Annotated in this window: 19 protein-coding genes and 1 riboswitch; of the genes, 17 read left to right on the top strand and 2 right to left on the bottom strand. The window is 39.0% G+C overall.

Going from position 1 to position 17398, the window contains the following annotated elements:
* The first annotated feature begins 113 nt into the window (after window positions 1–113).
* The 6 genes from AC1DCY_RS05340 to spoIIP all read left to right on the top strand — a co-directional run bounded on the left by AC1DCY_RS05340 (window position 114) and on the right by spoIIP (window position 4346).
* Window positions 114–314, top strand: coding sequence for a hypothetical protein (locus AC1DCY_RS05340; RefSeq protein WP_477348120.1), 201 nt, complete (start codon window positions 114–116; stop codon window positions 312–314).
* Between the two features lie 20 nt (window positions 315–334).
* Window positions 335–1324, top strand: a complete 990-nt coding sequence (locus tag AC1DCY_RS05335) for an agmatinase family protein (protein ID WP_477348118.1) — start codon at window positions 335–337, stop codon at window positions 1322–1324.
* 131 nt (window positions 1325–1455) lie between these two features.
* A complete protein-coding gene (locus AC1DCY_RS05330; protein WP_477348116.1) occupies window positions 1456–2343 on the top strand; it encodes a 5'-3' exonuclease in 888 nt (295 codons plus the stop codon).
* A 139-nt stretch (window positions 2344–2482) separates the two neighbouring features.
* Window positions 2483–2851, top strand: a complete 369-nt coding sequence (locus AC1DCY_RS05325) for a hypothetical protein (RefSeq protein WP_477348114.1) — start codon at window positions 2483–2485, stop codon at window positions 2849–2851.
* Between the two features lie 54 nt (window positions 2852–2905).
* Window positions 2906–3445 carry an RNA polymerase sigma factor gene (locus tag AC1DCY_RS05320; RefSeq protein ID WP_477348112.1) on the top strand — a complete coding sequence of 180 codons (540 nt, stop codon included), beginning with the start codon at window positions 2906–2908 and terminating at the stop codon, window positions 3443–3445.
* The gene (spoIIP, locus tag AC1DCY_RS05315; RefSeq protein WP_477348110.1) at window positions 3435–4346 is read left to right on the top strand and encodes a stage II sporulation protein P; all 912 of its coding nucleotides are present in this window, start codon (window positions 3435–3437) and stop codon (window positions 4344–4346) included. The genes AC1DCY_RS05320 and spoIIP overlap by 11 nt, the downstream gene beginning before the upstream one ends.
* Window positions 4347–4399: 53 nt before the next feature.
* Here spoIIP and AC1DCY_RS05310 read toward each other — a convergent pair whose 3' ends face one another.
* Together AC1DCY_RS05310 and AC1DCY_RS05305 are read right to left on the bottom strand one after the other, a co-directional pair.
* On the bottom strand, window positions 4400–4903 hold the full coding sequence (locus AC1DCY_RS05310) for a C39 family peptidase (protein WP_477348108.1): 504 nt from the start codon (window positions 4901–4903) through the stop codon (window positions 4400–4402).
* A 162-nt stretch (window positions 4904–5065) separates the two neighbouring features.
* Window positions 5066–5419, bottom strand: coding sequence for a thioredoxin family protein (locus AC1DCY_RS05305; RefSeq protein WP_477348106.1), 354 nt, complete (start codon window positions 5417–5419; stop codon window positions 5066–5068).
* A 354-nt stretch (window positions 5420–5773) separates the two neighbouring features.
* Between AC1DCY_RS05305 and AC1DCY_RS05300 the strand changes: the two genes are divergently transcribed.
* The 11 genes from AC1DCY_RS05300 (at window position 5774) to AC1DCY_RS05250 (ending at window position 16949) form a co-directional block, all read left to right on the top strand.
* Window positions 5774–8158: a 3-hydroxyacyl-CoA dehydrogenase/enoyl-CoA hydratase family protein gene (locus AC1DCY_RS05300; protein ID WP_477348104.1), complete on the top strand. Its 2385-nt coding sequence runs from the start codon at window positions 5774–5776 to the stop codon at window positions 8156–8158.
* A gap of 246 nt (window positions 8159–8404) precedes the next feature.
* Window positions 8405–9577 (top strand): acetyl-CoA C-acetyltransferase, encoded by a 1173-nt coding sequence (locus AC1DCY_RS05295; protein ID WP_477348102.1) that lies wholly within the window; start codon window positions 8405–8407, stop codon window positions 9575–9577.
* A 120-nt stretch (window positions 9578–9697) separates the two neighbouring features.
* Entirely contained in the window at window positions 9698–11482 is a 1785-nt protein-coding gene (locus AC1DCY_RS05290; RefSeq protein WP_477348100.1) for an acyl-CoA dehydrogenase family protein, read from the top strand.
* A 514-nt stretch (window positions 11483–11996) separates the two neighbouring features.
* Complete coding sequence (locus AC1DCY_RS05285; protein WP_477348099.1) at window positions 11997–12128, top strand: hypothetical protein; 132 nt, start codon at window positions 11997–11999, stop codon at window positions 12126–12128.
* 80 nt (window positions 12129–12208) lie between these two features.
* Window positions 12209–12565 (top strand): arsenate reductase family protein, encoded by a 357-nt coding sequence (locus AC1DCY_RS05280; protein WP_370042360.1) that lies wholly within the window; start codon window positions 12209–12211, stop codon window positions 12563–12565.
* 170 nt (window positions 12566–12735) lie between these two features.
* The gene (gene gcvH, locus AC1DCY_RS05275) at window positions 12736–13116 is read left to right on the top strand and encodes a glycine cleavage system protein GcvH (RefSeq protein WP_142509367.1); all 381 of its coding nucleotides are present in this window, start codon (window positions 12736–12738) and stop codon (window positions 13114–13116) included.
* A gap of 186 nt (window positions 13117–13302) precedes the next feature.
* The gene (locus tag AC1DCY_RS05270; protein ID WP_477348096.1) at window positions 13303–13644 is read left to right on the top strand and encodes a toprim domain-containing protein; all 342 of its coding nucleotides are present in this window, start codon (window positions 13303–13305) and stop codon (window positions 13642–13644) included.
* 16 nt (window positions 13645–13660) lie between these two features.
* A complete protein-coding gene (locus tag AC1DCY_RS05265) occupies window positions 13661–13963 on the top strand; it encodes a thioredoxin family protein (RefSeq protein ID WP_477348095.1) in 303 nt (100 codons plus the stop codon).
* Between the two features lie 64 nt (window positions 13964–14027).
* Window positions 14028–14132, top strand: a riboswitch (SAM riboswitch).
* Between the two features lie 196 nt (window positions 14133–14328).
* Complete coding sequence (locus AC1DCY_RS05260) at window positions 14329–15357, top strand: methionine ABC transporter ATP-binding protein (protein ID WP_477348094.1); 1029 nt, start codon at window positions 14329–14331, stop codon at window positions 15355–15357.
* Complete coding sequence (locus tag AC1DCY_RS05255; RefSeq protein WP_477348092.1) at window positions 15347–16015, top strand: methionine ABC transporter permease; 669 nt, start codon at window positions 15347–15349, stop codon at window positions 16013–16015. The genes AC1DCY_RS05260 and AC1DCY_RS05255 overlap by 11 nt, the downstream gene beginning before the upstream one ends.
* Before the next feature lie 85 nt (window positions 16016–16100).
* Complete coding sequence (locus AC1DCY_RS05250; protein ID WP_477348090.1) at window positions 16101–16949, top strand: MetQ/NlpA family ABC transporter substrate-binding protein; 849 nt, start codon at window positions 16101–16103, stop codon at window positions 16947–16949.
* Window positions 16950–17398 lie beyond the last annotated feature (449 nt).

Raw genomic sequence — 17398 nt, 5'->3', positions numbered from 1 at the left:
TAAGAGGGGAAGTACTGAATTTTGACGAAATAAATATGTACTAATGGTACTATTAATGTGGAAGATATTTCTCTAGGTATATTTATAGGAACAATAAAGGTAGCATAGGGTAATTGACTTCACTTCGGCTCATCGGACGCCCCCAGGAAGCTCTGCTCTGCGCGAAAGCGAAGCGTCAGCGGCAAATGTTTTATCTGTGCGAAAGCGAAGCGTCAGCAACAAATGTTTTATCTGCACGAAAGCGAAGCGTCAGCGGTAAAGCGCCCGGTCGGAACGAAAGTCAACCCCACGTTATGATAGTTATAGAAAAATAGCATGAAGGTGGTCGGTTAACATGTTTATTCAACCAGAATGGCAGTATAAGCAAGAGAATGGTTCAGCTATGCATCAATGGATTAAGCAAAAAGAAAATCCACTTCCAAGTGATGTAGATATTATTTTATATGGTGCTTTATTATCGTATGCTAGTAAACCCTCCGAAAAAGCACTGTATCCAACAGCATTTCGAAAGGCTTGGCCCAGCTTTCAATCCTATAATTTAGATGAGCAAGTAGATTTGCGCTCGTTAGCAGTCGTTGATGTAGGCGATGTGGCCATCCACGAGACGGATAGAATGCTCTCAGAGTCAGCTATAGAAGCTGCGGCAGAAAGCTTAAGCACTGCATATTCTAAAAGTTTTACGTGTCTTATAGGTGGAGATCATGCGATAACATCTTGCTCTCTAAGAGGAATAAAGAATGCTTTTCCAAAGGATCGCATAGGGATTATTCAGATTGATACACATTTGGATGCCCGGAATCAGGAAGAGATTGGCTTAGCTTTGGATTCACCAATACAGCAGCTCATTGCAGCAGGCGTTGTGGAGGGGAAACATGTTTATAATGTCGGATTACACGGCTTTTTTAATTCACCAGAAATGATTCACTACGCGAAAGAACAAGGAATACATATGATTACATTAAAGCAAATGCGTCGTGATGGCATTCAATTAACGATTCGCGAAATGCTTCGTCAGCTTATGTATGAGGTGGATCGTATTTATGTATCAGTAGATTTGGATGTACTCGATATTATATTCGCCCCAGATGTCCCTGCTGCAACACCAGGTGGATTAACGGCCTATGAATTATTTGATATCCTAAAGCTCATTGGTGAAAATGAAGGGGTCCGCCATATTGACTTTGTCTACGCCGATCCAAAGGAAGGGGACCTACGCACTGAAACTGTAAAGATGGGCGTGATGGCATTTTTGCAATGGATAACAGGTATTCGATTGGATTACCGCAATCGTATTTCAAAGAAAGGCAACACTATGATTAGATAGTAAAAATGAGACGGAATAATGGCTTGTATATATTTACAATGAAGTTTGATGATAGTTTGCTATAATAGAACAATGCTTAATATATTATGAATGAATACATCATTGTATTGTTATAGAGAGGATTATTTATCATGACAACAAAACCAAAATTATTAATTATTGATGGCATGGCGCTATTATTCCGTTCATTTTTTGCGTCGGCTGCGATGGGACATTATATTCGCCTTGCGGATGGGACACCTTCTAATGGTGCCCAAGGCTTTGTGCGTCATGTATTGACGGCACAATCTATTATGAAGCCAACACATCTTGCTGTTTGCTGGGATATGGGTGCACATACATTCCGTAACGAATTATTTGATGGCTATAAAGCTAATCGTCCATCACCACCAGAGGAGATGCTACCGCAATTTGATATGGCGAAAAATTTATCTCAACAAATCGGCTGGCAAAATTTCGGTGTTAAAGGGATGGAGGCAGATGATTTAATTGGCTCAATGATTACAAAATTTCAGGATGAGGCTGACATTACGGTAATTAGCGGAGACAAGGATTTACTGCAGCTTTTAAGACCATCAACGGAAATTGCTTTTACGAAAAAAGGCTACACAGAGTATGACCTTTATACGCATACACGCTTTATTGAGGAATATGGCATCGAACCTATTCAATTTGCACAGGTCAAAGCTTTTATGGGGGATACGAGTGACGGTTATCCAGGCGTAAAGGGCATTGGACCGAAGCAGGCACTTACGTTAATTCAAACATATGGTTCTATCGAAAATGTTCTTACATCAATAGACGAATTAAAGCCAGGTCAACGTACGAAAATTAATGAGAATGTAGACATGCTAAAATTGTCACACGAGCTTGCAACAATTCAAACGAACGTACCAATCGAGGCAGATTTAGCGAGCTTAGTATTACCTAATTACGAGCCCCAAACGTTCAAAGAAATAGAAGAACGTGGCTACACATTAATCGCCAAGCAAGCACGCTCACTGTATTCACTTATTTAAACACAAACATCATGGTAATCAACGCAGAGTATAGAAATATGCTCTGTTTTTTTTTGCTCATCACCAAATATTGAGACTGACATTTGTTAAAACATATACCATGTATTTAGGTTGATTGGAGTGGAGGCTGGTCGACTCCTTGGGGATCAGCAATAGAGGAACGAAGGCTAAAACCATCACGTCCTGTGATAACGCCTTCGTGACCAACATCGGTGCTGCTGCCGCTTCGCTTTCGCGCAAAAAACATCTGTTGGCCCGAGACCCTGCAGCGAAGCGAAGCGGCTCATCGGACGCCCCCAGGAAGCTCTGCTCTGCGCGACAGCGGCAAATGTTTTATCTGTGCGAAAGCGAAGCGACAGCAACAAATGTTTTATCTGTGCGAAAGCGAAGCGACAGCAACAAATGTTTTATCTGTGCGAAAGCGAAGCGTCAGCGGCAAAGCGCCCAGCCGGAACGGAGATCAACCACACTTTATGGTGATGAGCCTTATTTATACAAAATTTTGTAACCTTTTCCTAACCTCAAACGAATTATAAGCAAATAAGTAAAAGGAGGGGAAAGATTGATTGATTCAAATAACTTAGAATCAAGAATAGTTGAAATCTACAATTTGTATTACTTAGACGTTTATAGATTTCTTGTTTGTTTTACGGGAAATCAAAATGATGCTGAGGATTTGACCCAAGAAGTATTCATTCGGGTCTTAAAAGGTTTATCGAATTTTAATGGCAACTATAATTTAAAAACATGGATTTTTTCAATCGCAAAACATGTAGCAATAGATCACTACAGAAAGAAAAGATTTTCCTCACTATTTAAGGACGGTTTTTTTAATCAGTTATTATCGAATGAAAAGAAGCCTGATGAGGAATTTGAGGTCACAGAATTAAAGCGATTTATACATGGGGCCATTGCTAAATTAAAACCTAATTACAGAGCAGTAGTCATTCTTCGAGGTATTAATGAATTTTCCATAAACGAGACTTCGGAAATTCTTCAATGTAGTGCGGCGAAAGTAAGAGTTGATTATCATAGAGCCCTAAAAGAGCTTAAAAGAAAACTGAATATTGAAATAGAGGGGGTTTTGACAAATGCAAAATGAAAAAGACTTATTTGATATGCTGAAAGAAATGTACCCTCAACATCCTAGAAAGGAATTTGTTTCTGCAACTGAAACTACTCTTAGACAACGAGCTCGAAGCATGGGTAAAAAAAGGATCTTCACAAAATTCTCGGTGATTTCAAGTAGTGTTTTAGTTTGTGCATTTATTTTTTCATGGTTAATCTCCTTAAATGAAGGTGGCACAGTTTCAGAGGTAGTCCATAGTGATGGAAGGGCGTCATTGTCTTATGCAATGGAAGAAAAGAAACCTGTGGTATATATTTATCAATCACATAACAGGGAATCGTTTTTCCCGGAGCTTCCTGAACAGCAGGCGTATAGAGAGCAGCCGCCGTATAGTGATACTAAAAATGTAACATTGGTAGGTAAAGAGTTAAGTAGAGCATTAAAAGAAATGCAAATTAATTCAATTCATGATGAGACCGATATAACTGGAATCTTAAAAAGTAGAGGTTTAAATTTTCCGGATTCATATAAAGTATCACGGGAAAATTTACAAAAAGTTTTAGCTGAAAATGACAGTATTCGCATGGTGTTTGATATACATCGAGATTCTCAAAAAAGAAGTGAATCCACAATTGAAATTAAAGGGAAGGATTACGCAAGAATTAAATTTGAAGTATCAAAAACGAGTGGAAACTATGAAACGAATAAGAAATTTGCCACTCAGCTTCATGAACAACTAGAAAAATTATATCCGGGACTATCAATAGGTGTAATAGAAAAAGGGGTCGATCCCCAAAACACCTATAATCAAGAGCTCCATGATAATTCAGTATTATTAGAAGTTGGAGGTATAGATAATACGTTGGAAGAAACGTATAGAACAATGGATGTTTTTGCAGAAGTTCTAAAAGATATTCTGGAGAAGAATAAATAAGCCTCGAATTATTGACAAAAAAGCGTGTCTAAACATTGCAGGCACGCTCTTACTTAGTTCGGTGTAATTTTTACAAAGCTCAATACTTTTTCATTATCTTTAAAAGGAGCCGTTCGAATTATACTTTCACGATTAGCACCACCATTATCATGGAACATTAACCAGAGCTCATCATTTCGTATTTCATAGCCAATGAGAGGTACCCAATGATAGGCGAAGGCTGATTTTTTATCGCGCCAATTTAGGCTAAAGTATCGGTCAAAACGTATAGCGACAGGGCGACCTGCATCGATTTCCTGCATGGCTTCCTTTAAAGTACAGTCGCGAATATCCCATGTCGGACGTAACCGGCGAAGATTGCGAATTAGACGCCATTTAAATAAACCTATTTTTGTGCCACCGAGAAGTTTATAAAGCTCATTTACCGAAGGAGCTTGATCTTCTAAATAGTGCAAGACTACGTGTACAGTTGTAGGACCACAAGCTGAATTATGGTATTTTGGTGAAATGGATGCATCATATTGAGACTTTCCGAGTAGCGACAATTGCTGGCGCATCATAATCTCCTTTCTAAAAAGAGCCGCATTTCAAAAAGAAATGCAGCTCATTTTTCCATTATTGTTGTGCAGATAAGAATTCTGTTACTTGCGGCTGACGCTTCGCTTTCGCCACAGATTAGTAGCTCTTCTACATTAACTTTGCTATTTTAGCCTAGTTAATTATTGTTGAGCAGATAAGAATTCTGTAACTTGCTGAGGTGTTTTAGCATTAGCACTATGTAAGTGTGCTAATTTTTCACCGTTTTGGAAAATTAGTAGGCTTGGAATACCCATTACATCATATTTGTCCGCAATTTCTGGAAGCTCATCGCGGTTAAGCTCATACCAGTCAAATTGGTTGTATTCTTCGATGATTGGATCGATGAACATATTCATGCGTGTGCAATCTGGGCACCATCCAGCGTAAAATTTCACTAGAACTTTTTGATCACCTGAGATCAGTTCATTAAATTGTTCAGCAGTTGTAATTGTTTTCATTAGTATTTCACTCTCCTTGCTTTCCATTCTACACATTTTTTCCGCAACCTGAAAGTTTTCTGTTTGGAATAATCGCTATCTACTTATTGTCTAGTTTTCGCTCGTAAAAAACAAAAAAAGTTGTATATTGCAAAAATAATTGGTGAAAAAAGATTGCTAAATTAAACAAAATATTCTACACTAAAAACAGAAAAAGTAGTTTTATCTTGATTCAGCAGAAGATATTTACCTCTAAATCAAATGGTAGCTGAATGAAGATAAGCCTCAGTCGTATGTCACAGATTACGCCTAAAATTATCTGGACAAAAATACACTAAGGCAAACTTGATATTTTTTTGGCCAAAAAATGAATGGCTATTCATTCAATGGGAGAATAAGGGGGAATTGCTTGTGACTTACAACATTAAAAAAGCGGCTGTTCTAGGTTCTGGGGTAATGGGCTCTGGAATTGCAGCACATTTAGCAAACATCGGTATTCCAACATTATTATTAGACATTGCACCGAAGGAACTAACAAAAGAGGAAGAAGCGAAGGGTCTTTCCTTAGAGCATCCTGCTGTAAGAAATCGTATCGTTAACGGAGCTCTTCAAAAGTTATTAAAGCAAAAGCCAGCACCACTTACTTCTAAGAAAAATTTATCACTACTAACGGTTGGTAACTTTGAGGACGATTTAGAGAAATTAAAAGATGTGGATTGGGTTATTGAAGTTGTCGTTGAAAATTTAGCGATTAAACAAAGCCTATATGAAAAAATTGATGCTGTACGTAAGCCTGGCACAATTATTAGTTCAAACACATCTGGCATAAGTATCGATGCAATGGCAGAAGGGCGTTCAGAAGATTTTAAAAAGCATTTCCTTGGAACTCACTTTTTCAACCCGCCACGCTATTTAAAATTACTTGAAGTCATTCCGGCAAACACAACAGCGCCAGAGGTCGTAAGCTTTATGAAAACATTTGGCGAAGATGTACTTGGAAAAGGCGTTGTACTTGCTAAGGATACACCGAACTTCATTGCCAACCGTATCGGAACGTACGGCTTACTAATTACTTTACAAGAAATGATGAAGGGTAGCTATTCAGTTGGCGAGGTGGATTCTGTAACAGGTCCATTAATCGGTCGTCCAAAATCTGCAACCTTCCGAACGTTGGATGTTGTTGGTTTAGATACATTTATTCATGTAGCGAAAAACGTTTATGATCAAACAACTGGTGAAGAGCAGCAAGTATTTGCAGTACCAGAATTCCTACAGAAAATGGTCACAAACGGCTGGCTAGGGGCAAAATCAGGTCAAGGTTTCTTCTTGAAGCAAGGTAAAGAGATCCTTGAAATTGATCCAGACACACTAGAATATAGCCCAGCAAAAAAATTAAAAACACCTTCTATCGAGATGGCAAAACAAACTCGTGGATTAGCAAATAAAATAAAAGTTCTAACATATGCGAAGGATCGCACAGGAGAGTTATTATGGGGAATCTTCGCTCCGACGCTAATTTACTCGGCACAGCTACACGGTGAAATTGCTGATGATATTGTTGCGATTGACAATGCTATGAAATGGGGCTTCGGCTGGCAGCAAGGGCCATTTGAAATATGGGATGCAATTGGCATCAAAGAGTCCGTAGCTAAAATGGAGGCTGAAGGTCGTGAGGTGCCGGCATTTGTCAAAGATATGTTAGCAAGCGGCTTTGAAACTTTCTATTCGGAAATTGACGGTGACCTAGCATTTTATAATGGCTCTGAATATGTAAAAGTGCCAGTTAATGAAAAGGAAATTAACTTAAAACGCTATAAGAAAAAGCATGGTGTTATTAAATCAAATACAGGTGCTAGCTTAATAGATTTAGGTGACGGAATTGCCTTACTTGAATTCCATTCCCAATCAAATGCAATCGGCTTAGACATTATTCAAATGATTAACTTTGCAGTCGATGAAGTAGAAGCTAACTATAAAGGCTTAGTCATCGGTAACCAAGGGAAAAACTTCTGTGTTGGTGCGAATCTAGGAATGATTTTAGTAGAAGCACAGGATGATAATATTTTTGAGCTAGATTTCGTTATTAAAGCATTCCAAGATGCAATGCAAAAGATTAAATATTCTCGCAAACCTGTTGTGGCAGCACCTTTCGCTATGACACTTGGTGGAGGAGCAGAGGTTTGCTTACCAGCTGCACATATTCAAGCAACAATGGAAACGTATATGGGCTTAGTGGAAGTCGGCGTAGGATTAATTCCTGGCGGTGGCGGTAATAAGGCACTTTACCAAAAATTCATCAAAGGGTTACCAAATGGTGTTGAGGTAGACTATCAACATATTGCGAATAAAGTATTTGAAACAGTTGCGATGGCAAAAGTTTCGACGTCTGGCGAAGAAGCACGTGAAAATAACTTCTTAAACTTTGCTGATGGGATTTCTGTTAACCCAGATCATCAACTATATGATGCAAAACAAGCTGCACTAGCTCTTTATGAGGCAGGCTATCAACCACCTGTACCTGCGAAAGTTCCTGTAGTCGGTGCTTCAGGCTACGGTACGCTATTAATCGGTGCGCAAGGATTGTTTGAATCAGGCTATATTAGTGAACACGATTTAAAAATCGCTAAAAAATTAGCGTATGTCATTGCTGGTGGTAAAGTTCCGTATGGCACATTAGTAGATGAACAATACCTATTAAACCTTGAGCGTGAGGCGTTCCTAAGCTTAGTTGCAGAACCTTTATCTCAACAAAGAATGCAGCACATGCTTTTAAAGGGCAAACCACTGCGTAACTGATTTTAACTTCTTTCAGCAGGAGTCTCCTAACTCTATAGGTGGTGAGATGAATGCGAATTTAAGCTACTTTTCAGCGGATATCCAACATCCGCTGAAAGAAGTTAAAGCCTCCGGCGGATGTCACGGAATCGGAAAGGAGTTCTTTGTGCAAGCACAAAGCCGATTCCGGACGCAATTATGCCCGAGGCATAATTGATAACACGAACTTAACCATACTTGCACATGAAACAAAGGGGGATTAATACGATGCGTGAAGCCGTTATTGTAGCAGGAGCACGAACTCCGATTGGAAAAGCGAAGAAAGGTTCTTTGGCAACAGTTAGACCAGATGATTTTGGAGCGGTTGTTGTCAAAGAAACATTAAAAAGAGCGGGCTATGAAGGTCCGATTGACGATTTAATTTTAGGGTGTGCAATGCCTGAAGCTGAGCAGGGCATGAACGTCGCACGTAATATAGGAGCGCTAGCCGGGTTACCAGATACAACACCAGCGCTGACAATTAATAGATTCTGTTCATCAGGTTTACAGGCAATTGCTTTTGCAGCAGAGCGTATTATGCTAGGGCATTCTAAGGCAATTCTTGCTGGTGGAGTCGAGTCTATGAGTATGGTGCCAATGGTAGGTAATACACCTCGCTTAAATCCAACGCTAGCAGAAACTGCTCCCCAATATTATATGGGGATGGGGCACACAGCAGAGGAAGTGGCACGTCAATATAATGTAAGTAGAGAAGATCAGGATGCATTTGCTGTGCGTTCACATGAGCTTGCAGAAAAAGCGATTAAAGAAGGTAAGTTCAATGATGAAATCGTACCAATCGAAGTGGAGCAGCATTATGTAGATGAAAACAATAAGCCACAGGTGAAAAAATTCACGTTTAGCATGGATGAAGGTGTACGTCCAGGTACATCTGTAGAAGGTTTAGCGAAGCTTCGTCCAGCCTTCCATGTTAAGGGCAGTGTTACAGCTGGTAATGCCTCTCAAACTTCGGACGGTGCAGCGGCAGTACTTGTGATGGATCGTGAGGAAGCCGAGAAGCAAGGGCTTACACCAATGGCGAAGTTTTTAGGCTTTGCAGTTGGTGGCGTACCTCCTGAGGTGATGGGTATTGGACCAATCGTGGCAGTACCTAAAGCACTTGAAATTGCAGGGTTAGCAATTGATGACATTGATTTATGGGAAATTAACGAAGCATTTGCGTCACAATCCTTACAGGTCGTACGTCATTTAGGCATCGACCAAAACAAAGTAAATGTCAATGGTGGAGCAATTGCCGTAGGTCACCCACTTGGTGCAACTGGTGCCATTTTAACATTAAAGCTTATTCATGAATTGAAGCGACAAGGTAAGAAATATGGTGTCGTGACAATGTGTATTGGCGGCGGAATGGGTGCTGCAGGAGTATTTGAAATTCTATAATTTTTGCTAGATCAGCTTGGAGTGCTGCGTTTTCGGTTGCCTCCGAACACGGTGCTTCAGGCTTTTCTATATATTGGGGATAAATACTATTAAAAATAGATATATAGGGAGGAATTTAGAATGACAGAAAAAACAACGGATTTCATTAAAGGCGGCGGATTTATTATTGAAGATGTGGAATTAGATCGTGTATTTACACCAGAAGATTTCACAGATGAGCATAAAATGATTGCTAAAACTACGGAAGAGTATGTAGCAAATGAAGTGTTACCAGTCGTTGAAAACTTGGAACACCATGAATTTGAGCATTCGGTTCGTCTACTAAAAAGTGCTGGTGAGCTCGGCTTACTAAGCGCAGATGTACCTGAAGAATATGAAGGTCTAGGGTTAGACAAAGTTTCTTCTGCATTAATCGCAGAAAAAATGTCAGTTGCTGGTGGCTTCTCTATTACGCATGGTGCACACGTAGGTATTGGTTCTTTACCAATCGTACTTTTCGGAAATGAAGAGCAAAAACAAAAGTATTTACCAAAGCTTGCGTCAGGTGAATTAATTGCTGCTTACGCATTAACTGAGCCAGGTTCAGGTTCTGATGCATTAGGTGCAAAAACAACTGCAAAATTGAATGATGCAGGGACACATTATATTTTAAATGGTGAAAAGCAATGGATTACAAATGCAGGCTTTGCAGATGTATTTGTTGTCTATGCGAAAATCGATGGCGATAAATTCTCAGCATTTATCGTTGAACGTGCCTACAATGGCGTTTCGGTTGGCGCAGAAGAGAAAAAAATGGGGATCAAATCTTCATCGACTCGTACATTAATCCTTGAAGATGCAGAAGTACCTGTAGAAAACCTTTTAGGTGAAGTAGGTCGTGGACACGTTATTGCCTTTAATATTTTAAATATCGGGCGCTATAAATTAGGGGTTGGCACAATTGGTGGCTCGAAGCGTGCATTAGAGCTTGCTATTCAATATACAAACCAACGTCAGCAGTTTAAAACGAAGCTGTCTGATTTCAATCTAACAAAAGAAAAATTATCAACAATGGCTTCACAATTATATGCGTCTGAGTCATTAAACTATCGTACAGTAGGTTTATTTGAAGATCGTTTAAGTCAGCTAAGCCCAGAAGAGCAAAAGCAAGGGAAAGTGATTGCAGGTGCAATTGCTGAGTATGCTATTGAATGTTCTATTGCTAAAGTATTTGGTTCTGAGACTTTAGATTACATTGCAGATGAAGCGGTTCAATTACACGGTGGTTACGGCTTTATGGCTGAATACGAAGTAGAGCGTATTTATCGTGATTCTCGTATTAATCGTATTTTTGAAGGTACAAATGAAATTAACCGCATGATTGTACCAGGTACATTTATGAAGAAAGCATTAAAAGGTGAATTGCCATTACTACAAGTCGCTCAAAACTTACAACAAGAGCTTCTTATGCTAATGCCTGAAGATGTAGGCACAGAGCCGCTAGCACAAGAAAAATATCTTGTGAAAAATGCGAAGAAAATTGCTGTGTTAGCAGCAGGTTTAGCAGCACAACGCTACGGCGCGAAGCTTGATCAAGAGCAAGAAGTATTGGTGAATATTGCAAATATCGCAAACCAACTATTCGCGATGGAATCAGCTGTATTACGTACAGAAAAAGCGATTGCTCGTGACGGTGCTGAAAAAGCTCACCAAAAATTACTGTACACTCAAATCTTCTGCCAAGAAGCATTTGCAGAAATTGAAAAAGAAGCAAAAGATACGATTCTTGCTTCAGCAGACGGCGACGCTGCACGCATGACATTGTCTGCGCTACGTAAATTAACTCGTAACAACCCATACAACTTAATCGCGAAGAAACGCGAAGCTTCTGTTAAACTAATTGAAGCAGAAAAATTTGTAGTTTAATATAGCAGACCTACTTAACCTAGCTATCCAAGATGTGATAGCTAGGTTTTTTGTTGAAAAACTATTATCCCAATGAAATTAAAGTATGGCTCTTCTACAAAACGAGTGGTGATTTCCTTTCCAGGCTACTCGCTTTGTCGCTGACGCTTCGCTTTCGCGCAGAGCAGAGCTTCCTGTGGGCGAGCGTCGAGCCGCTTCCTCCGCTTACGCTCCGTGCAGGGTCTCGCCTGTCTCGCTTTCCCACGGGAGTCGAGTAGCCTTCCACTCCAATCAACAATAGCGTAGAACTTTAATAAATTTTATGTATGTCAAAAGAGAGCTTTATGGCTACTCACCATAATCAATCAGAATAGTGACGGTGATTGTACATCTGTTGTTGCTATCGCTACGTTAGCTCTCTGCATTCGTACATGAAAATCCGTTTGCTAAAGTTTGATTTTATTACTCTAAATTAGAGATACATGTAATACACGCTATATGAATTGGTTGATTGGAGTGTAGGCTGGGCGACCCCATGGGGATTAGCGTCACAGATGAGACCCTGCAGCGAAGCGAAGCGGCTCATCGGACGCCCCCAGGAAAGCGCCCAGCCGGAACGGAAATCAACCCTATGCTTTCCCATAATGAGTTTCATTTTGGTTCGTAACGGTTATGATGGTATACTACAGAAAATGAGGGCTACACTGAAAATGTAGTTCCTAAAGATGAAAGTAGAGGAGCCTATAAATGACGATTCAATTTATTCAATATCCGAAATGTACTACTTGCAAAAAAGCTCAAAAATGGCTAAATGACAATGGGGTTTCATACGAAGAGGTACACATTGTCGAACAACCACCTACAAAGGACGAATTATCAAACTTATGGCAAGCTAGTGGACAACCTTTAAAGAAATTTTTTAATACTTCTGGTATGAAATATCGAGAGCTTGGCTTGAAAGATAAACTTGCTGAAATGACTGAAGAGGAGCAGCTTGAACTGCTTGCATCAGATGGTATGTTGATTAAACGTCCGATTGTAACTGATGGAAAAAAAGTTACTTTAGGGTTTAAAGAATCAGATTTTGAGCAAGCTTGGAAATAAGTTAAAGCCTCCGGCGGATGTCACGAAATCGGAAAGGAATTCTTTGTGCAAGCACAAAGCCGATTCCGGACGAAATCATGCCGAGGCATGATTGATTCTTCTTGTTTTTATGGAAGAAGTATGGCACACTGAAAATGAATATATTACATATTTATGGAGGGGTTTTTTGCATGAGCACACCTAAAGACTTACGTTACTCTGAAGAGCACGAATGGGTAAAAGTAGAAGATGGTAAAGTACGTATCGGTATTTCTCATTTCGCACAAGCTGAACTTGGAGATATCGTTTTCGTTGAACTTCCACAAGTTGGCGACGAAATCAAAACTGATGATCCATTCGGTAGCGTAGAATCTGTTAAAACAGTTTCTGAATTATACGCACCAATCTCAGGTACAGTAGTTGAAGTAAATGCAGATTTAGAAGATAGCCCAGAATTCGTTAACGAATCACCATATGAAAAAGCATGGATGATCGTTGTAGAGCCTGCTGATGCTTCAGAAATTGAAAAGCTTATGACAGCTGAGCAATACGAAGAAATGATTGCTGAATAAGACAAGCCTGAAATAGAAAAACGTCGGAAACTACCGACGTTTTTTATTATCTTCAACCATCCTGCCACTATAGCTGGTAAGGTAAATACAAGTATATTCCCTTATTAATAGGTATCTAACTGTATCGACGACAAGGTTTATTGATATAATGAATTATAAGGGATATGTCTAAATGGGGGTGGCGTGATGTTCGATGGAAAATGCTTAATTGTCGAAGGCCGATCGGATAAACTTCAAATCGAACCTATTTTAAATGAAGACGTAAAAATACTTTGTACAAATGGTACAATTGGTGTGCATCAATTAGAAGAGCTACTCGATCCATATGAGGGTTGTGAGCTTTATACATTTTTTGATGCAGATACATCGGGTAATAAGCTAAGGGCATTAATGGACAGACATTATCCAGAGGCTGAGCATTTACGTACGATGCCAACGTATAAGGAAGTTGAGACAACTCCGAGGAAAGTGTTAGCGACGATATTGCTTCGTGCACATTTCTCAATCCATAATGAATATATTTTGTAAGGTTGCGTGAAAAAAGATGGAAGAATGGTCAAAAGAGCAGTGGGACGCGGCTGTCCAATCCGGTGAAAAGGCTGCCTTTTATTTATATACGCCAATGTGTGGGACGTGTGCAGTTGCATCGAAAATGATGATGGTTGTTGAGCAATTGCTGCCACAGTTAAAGATTGGTAAAGCGAATATAAATTTTATAGAGCAAATAGCTTATGATAATAAAATCGAAAGTGTACCATGTTTACTCGTATGTGAAGGCGGAGAAGTGACAGAAAAGGTTTATGCCTTTCAATCCGTACCATATTTATACGAATTGTTAAAAAACTAATTGACTGAATATTAATCGCATGGTAAAGTAACAAATATATTAAAAAAACAATAAATATATCGAACTCTTATAAAGAGCGGCGGAGGGAAGTGCCCTATGAAGCCCGGCAACCATCACAATTGTGAAAAGGTGCCAAATCACCCAAAGATTTATCTTTGACAGATGAGAGAACGGTTTAGCGTATAAGTTACGTGACCCCTTCTACTTGTCTATAAGTGAAGGGGTTTTTTAATTCTTTCAGCGGGTTTCCAAACACCTGTACCTGTCGCTACGCTTTCGCGCAATAAACATTTGTTGGCCTAAAGCCTCCGGACGCAATTATACCGAGGCATAATTGATATGAAATGAGAAAAGGAGAATTCGCTATGATCAATCTTCAAAATATTACGAAGAAATACAAAACCGCGAATGGCGAATTAACAGCAGTCAAAGACGTCAATCTTTCTATTAATAAAGGTGAAATTTTTGGCATTATCGGCTATAGTGGCGCTGGTAAAAGTACAATGATTCGCTTGTTAAACGGTTTAGAAAAGCCTACATCAGGTACGGTGACGGTTAACAATCAGGAATTTTCATCCATAAAGGGGCRGAAGCTCAGGGATGCTAGACAAAAAGTCAGTATGATTTTCCAGCATTTCAATTTACTTTGGTCTAGAACTGTTGCAGAAAACATCGCTTTCCCACTAGAAATCGCAGGCGTTCCAAAGGCAAAACGTGAAGCACGTGTGAAAGAATTGATTACACTAGTTGGCTTGGAAGGACGCGCAGAAGCATATCCATCACAACTATCAGGGGGACAAAAGCAACGTGTAGGTATCGCTCGTGCACTTGCTAATAATCCAGAGGTATTGTTATGTGATGAGGCCACATCCGCACTCGATCCGGAGACAACAGATTCTATCCTTGATCTACTTGTCGATATTAACGAACGATTAGGTCTAACGATTGTGTTAATCACACATGAAATGCACGTTATTCGTAAAATTTGTCATCGTGTAGCGGTTATGGAAGCTGGAGAAATTGTAGAACGTGGTGAAGTATTACAAGTATTCCAAGCTCCACAAGCAGCCATTACGAAAAAATTTGTTTCTCAAATTACAGATACGAAGGAAACACAGGAAACTGTGACACAAATTAAAGCAAATTACCCTAATGGACAACTTGTTAAGCTAATCTTTGTAGGAGAAAAAACAGAGCAGCCTGTCATTTCACATCTTGTGAAACAGTTTGATGTAGAAGTAAGTATTGTACATGGTAATATTTCGCAAACGAAAAATGGAGCGTACGGTACACTTATTGTGCAAATTGATGGCTCAGAGGCAAATGTTGCTGCTGCACTTAGCTACTTAAATACAGTCGAAGTACAAACGGAGGTGATTGCAAATGCTAACTAGTCTTTTTCCGAATGTCGACTGGGAAAAAATGTGGGACGCTACGTATGAAACATTGTATATGACAACAATTTCTACGGTCATCACATTTATACTTGGATTAGTGATTGGAATCTTATTATTTTTATCAAGTCCCAACCAACTATGGGCCAATAAAATTGTGAACTTTTTAACAGGATCAATCGTTAACATTTTCCGTTCGATTCCATTTATCGTATTGATTATCTTATTAATTCCATTTACGAAATTTTTACTTGGCACAATTCGTGGCGCAGATGCTGCTTTACCAGCCTTAATTATTGGAGCTTCCCCATTCTATGCACGAATGGTATTAATTGCCTTACGCGAAATTGATAAAGGTGTTATTGAAGCAGCTCGTTCAATGGGTGCTAAAACGTCAACGATTATTTGGAAAGTATTAATTCCAGAATCGTTACCAGCGCTTATTTCTGGTATTACTGTAACGGCTGTAGCACTTGTCGGCTATACTGCGATGGCAGGTATTATCGGTGCAGGTGGTCTAGGAAACTTAGCATTCTTAGATGGTTTCCAACGTAATCGCACAGATGTAACTTTAATGGCGACTATATTAATCTTAATAGTTGTATTTATTATCCAATGGATTGGCGACATGATTACGATCAAAACAGATAAACGCTAAAAAGAACATTTCGCTACATCTAAGAGGTTATCTCGGTTTTATACCGCTAACATATTTAAATTAAGAAAAAAGGGAGAGTAATAAAATGAAGAAGTTATTAGCTGGATTATTTTTATCAGTATTAGTACTAGCTTTAGCCGCTTGTGGTGCTGGTAAAAAAGAAGATACAAGCTCAGGATCATCATCTAGTAATAGTAAAGAAAAAGCAACGTTAACAGTAGGTGCTTCAAATACACCACATGCTGTTATTCTGGAAAAAGCAAAACCAATTTTAGCTAAAGAAGGCATCGATCTTAAAATTGAAACATATCAAGACTATGTATTACCAAACAAAGATTTAGAATCTGGCGAACTTGATGCAAACTATTTCCAACATCTACCTTTCTTAGAGCTTAGCATGAAAGAAAATGGCTATGACTTTGTAAATGCTGGTGCTATTCACATTGAACCAATCGGAATTTACTCTAAAAAATATAAATCTCTTGAGGATCTTCCAGAGGGTGCAACAATTTTACTTTCTAGCTCAGTTGCAGACCACGGTCGTATGCTTTCATTGTTAGAAGCTAAGGGCTTAATTAAATTAAAAGATGGTGTTGATAAAACAGCAGCAGAAATAAAAGATATCGCAGAAAATCCTAAAAAACTTAAATTCGATGCAAATACAGCACCTGAAATGCTTGTACAAATGTACGAAAATAATGAAGGTGATGCGGTTCTGATCAACTCGAACTTTGCAATCGATAACGGCTTAAATCCAATGAAAGATGCAATTTCTCTTGAAGATAAAGAATCTCCATATGTAAACATTATCGCTGTACGTGCCGGTGATGAAACAAAACCAGAAATTAAAAAATTAGTAGAAGTATTAAAATCTAAAGAAATCCAAGACTTCATTATTGAAGAGTGGAAAGGCTCAGTTGTACCAGTTAAATAATTAAAACTTATCGAAAAAAGGGTATGTAAGTATGCAGCTTACATACCCTTTTTGCTTGTCGACAAAAGAATAATTGCGTATCGGTTAACAAAGGTTGATGTTCACTCCGAGTTGGCGCTTGCTGTGGCTCTTGGCTTCAATCTCCTCGTCAATCTCCGTGACAAATCAACGGTTTCTCATCACAGGATGAGTCGACAAGCTGAATCAAAATAGTGTTTTTTTGTAGTCTGAAAGGATATGTAAGTGATAAAGCTTACATACCCTTTCTTCTATTATAATAGGGTTGTCTTTTGTCAGAAAAATATAACATTTTGTCGAAAAAGATATTATTCTGTAGTTTGTAGCAAAAATGTAATAATATTTTAAAAGTAATCGATTTACCAAAAATTTTGTATAGCAATTGTTTAGTCATTTTTATTACTATAGTTGTTGTGTTTATAAATCAAAAG

It is taken from the genome of Lysinibacillus sp. 10T31 (assembly GCF_056394365.1).
This window is presented reverse-complemented; position numbering and strand designations above follow the sequence as displayed.

Bases quoted from the DNA above. Each gene is read 5' to 3' on its own strand.
- AC1DCY_RS05335 (WP_477348118.1), top strand. From the start codon at position 335: ATGTTTATTCAACCAGAATGGCAGTATAAGCAAGAGAATGGTTCAGCT.
- AC1DCY_RS05330 (WP_477348116.1), top strand. From the start codon at position 1,456: ATGACAACAAAACCAAAATTATTAATTATTGATGGCATGGCGCTATTA.
- spoIIP (WP_477348110.1), top strand. From the start codon at position 3,435: ATGCAAAATGAAAAAGACTTATTTGATATGCTGAAAGAAATGTACCCT.
- AC1DCY_RS05310 (WP_477348108.1), bottom strand. From the start codon at position 4,903: ATGCGCCAGCAATTGTCGCTACTCGGAAAGTCTCAATATGATGCATCC.
- AC1DCY_RS05305 (WP_477348106.1), bottom strand. From the start codon at position 5,419: ATGTGTAGAATGGAAAGCAAGGAGAGTGAAATACTAATGAAAACAATT.
- AC1DCY_RS05295 (WP_477348102.1), top strand. From the start codon at position 8,405: ATGCGTGAAGCCGTTATTGTAGCAGGAGCACGAACTCCGATTGGAAAA.
- AC1DCY_RS05290 (WP_477348100.1), top strand. From the start codon at position 9,698: ATGACAGAAAAAACAACGGATTTCATTAAAGGCGGCGGATTTATTATT.
- AC1DCY_RS05285 (WP_477348099.1), top strand. From the start codon at position 11,997: ATGGGGATTAGCGTCACAGATGAGACCCTGCAGCGAAGCGAAGCGGCT.
- AC1DCY_RS05280 (WP_370042360.1), top strand. From the start codon at position 12,209: ATGACGATTCAATTTATTCAATATCCGAAATGTACTACTTGCAAAAAA.
- gcvH (WP_142509367.1), top strand. From the start codon at position 12,736: ATGAGCACACCTAAAGACTTACGTTACTCTGAAGAGCACGAATGGGTA.
- AC1DCY_RS05270 (WP_477348096.1), top strand. From the start codon at position 13,303: ATGTTCGATGGAAAATGCTTAATTGTCGAAGGCCGATCGGATAAACTT.
- AC1DCY_RS05265 (WP_477348095.1), top strand. From the start codon at position 13,661: ATGGAAGAATGGTCAAAAGAGCAGTGGGACGCGGCTGTCCAATCCGGT.
- AC1DCY_RS05255 (WP_477348092.1), top strand. From the start codon at position 15,347: ATGCTAACTAGTCTTTTTCCGAATGTCGACTGGGAAAAAATGTGGGAC.
- AC1DCY_RS05250 (WP_477348090.1), top strand. From the start codon at position 16,101: ATGAAGAAGTTATTAGCTGGATTATTTTTATCAGTATTAGTACTAGCT.